Genomic DNA, 2596 nt, shown 5'->3' on the forward strand with positions numbered 1-2596 from the left:
CGCGAGTTCGCATTCATTCTGCCCATATCGGGCAAGAAGTTGAAGTCCATTATCGTTGGCATGCGCTATATGGTCGCCGCGTCAAGGTTCGAGACGTCGAGCAACGCGGCGGCGGCGTGGTGCATGTCGAAATTGACGCTGGCGTAGTCAAGATGGTGGCAGCGTGGATGCTCGACCGCGCAGTATGTTCAGCAATGGAGCTTGGTGAGCCGAGGGTCACCGTGGCGGTGTTATACGATCTGCATCGGCTGCTTGTTGATCGGCGCTTGAGAGCAAACTCGCCGGACGGTTCCAACATCGTCCGGGAGAAACGCAATGGACAAGCCAAAGGGCGTTCCAGCACGACCGCAATCGTCTGCGGTGACGCTGCGCCAGATGAGCATGAGGTTCGACAACGTCGAGTTGCAGGGGATGAACGCGGCACAGCGCTCGAGGGCAATCACGCATCTTGCAAGGCTGTTGATACAGGCCGCCGGCGCTACCGCCGGGAAGGAGTGTGACGATGACGAACGCTGATCGTTTGCCAGCGCCCCTTCTCCAGCGCAAGGCAGTGGTTTATGTCCGGCAGTCTACGCAGGCTCAGGTGCAGATGAACCTCGAGAGCAAGCGTCGACAGTACGAGCTCGTGGACGAAGCAAAGCGCCGCGGATTCCGCGATATCGAGGTCATTGACGATGATCTGGGGCGGTCGGCGAGCGGAGCGGTCGCGAGGCCCGGCTTTGAGCGCCTGGTGGCATTGCTCTGTGCCGGAGAAGTCGGAGCTGTCCTTTGCCTGGATGCATCACGTCTCGCCCGTAACGGACGCGACTGGCACCATCTGCTTGAACTGTGCGGTCTTGTCGAGGCGAGGGTCATCGACCTCGATGGCGTGTACGATCCTTGTCGGCCGAATGACCGACTGCTGCTCGGCATGAAGGGCAGCATCAGCGAATTTGAGCTCAATGTGCTCCGAACGCGGATGCTCGATGCCGCGCGCGCCAAGGCCAAGCGCGGTGAATTGCGCATTAGCGTGCCGATTGGCTATCTCTGGCATCGTGAGGTCGGCCTGGGTCTCGATCCAGACCTGCGATTGCAGAAAGTGATAAGCCTGATCTTTACCCGCTTTCGCGAACTGGGTAGCGCGCGGCAGGCCTTTCTGTCGTTACTGGCTGAACAAGTTCACTTCCCACGCCCTACCGATGGTAGAACCTTGACACACGTCGACTGGACGCTGATACGTTACCGTAACGTGATCTCAGTGCTGCGGAATCCGTTCTATGCCGGGGCCTATGTGTACGGCAAGAGCGGCAAGCAGATGAGCATCGTTGATGGTCGTGCGCGCAAAAGTTACAAGCACCGCAAGCCGTTTGAAGAATGGGAGGTTCTGCTCAGGGAGCACCACGAGGGCTACATCGACTGGGCAGAATTCGAACGCAACCGCAAGCTGCTCGCGGCCAATGCCTACGGCAAGACGGGTGACGTAAAATCGGGGCGTGGTGGACAGGCTCTGCTGGCTGGTCTGCTGGGATGTGCGCGCTGCGGACGCCGCCTGTCGGTGACCTATACTGGACGCACGCCGCGACCGGTCTACCGATGCTACCGTTTTGACATGACACCTCCGAAGTGCATGAGGTTTGGTGGCCCTCGCATAGACGCTGCAATCGCAAAAGAACTAATGCGTGTCGTGGAGCCAATGGCGATAGAGGCGGCCCTGCAGGCCGAGCAAATGCATATGGACACCATGAGGGAGCAGCGGCGGATCATCGAACTCGAGCTGCAGCAGGCTCAGTATGAAGCGACGCTGGCCGAGCGACGCTACGCCGCCTGCGACCCCGATAACCGTCTGATCGCTGCGCAACTGGAGAAGAACTGGGAAACGGCATTGCGTCGTGTACAGGCCTGCCAGGCACGCCTTGAGACGGCAGGCACACCGACGGCAGCTATCCCTGCTCCTGACTTCACAAAGCTTGCCGAGGACCTCGACGCTGCCTGGAACGCTCCGGGTGTCACCATGCGCATGCGTCAGCAACTGGTGCGAGCCCTGATCGTTGATATTGTTGCGGACGTGGACGAGACGGCCCGTGAAATCATCCTGACGATTCACTGGCAAGGTGGGCAGCACTCACAACTGCGGATCCGCAAACCGAAGACAGGCGAGCACGGATGCAGCACCTCTGACGAAGCGCTCGCGATCGTTCGCAGCATGGCTGCCCGATGGTCAGATAAGGACATCGCTGCATCGCTAAACCGGATGGGGATACGGACCGGCCAGGACAAGACGTGGACCGCACATCGCGTCCGCTCTATACGGAACGTACGAGACATCCGCGCCTACAAGTCGGCCGAGAAGAATGGGGAATGGTTGACGATGTCCGAGGCTGCAAAGCTGCTTGGCGTCACCCATTACATGATCCGGCGACTGATCAACGATAGGGTTCTGCCTGCCGAACAAGTGGTGCCCGACGCCCCCTGGCAGATTCGTGCAAGTGATCTTCGCAGCGAAGCTGTTGCGACGGCACTGACGCGCAAACATCGCCCGTGTCGCAACGACGTCGAAGGACAGATCCCAATGTTTATCGAGGTTTCAGAAGGAGGTGCACAATGAACGCCCCATTGC

At 59.6% G+C, this 2596-nt stretch carries 2 protein-coding genes; both read left to right on the forward strand.

The features are described 5' to 3' along the window. The coding region (locus AWB82_RS37850; RefSeq protein WP_159462668.1) for a hypothetical protein at positions 1-500 on the forward strand (500 nt) is incomplete at its 5' end. A 2-nt stretch (positions 501-502) separates the two neighbouring features. Continuing rightward, complete coding sequence (locus AWB82_RS36485; RefSeq protein WP_086974087.1) at positions 503-2584, forward strand: recombinase family protein; 2082 nt, start codon at positions 503-505, stop codon at positions 2582-2584. Positions 2585-2596 lie beyond the last annotated feature (12 nt).

The sequence above is a fragment of the Caballeronia glebae genome, from assembly GCF_001545035.1.
Lineage (GTDB): Bacteria > Pseudomonadota > Gammaproteobacteria > Burkholderiales > Burkholderiaceae > Caballeronia > Caballeronia glebae.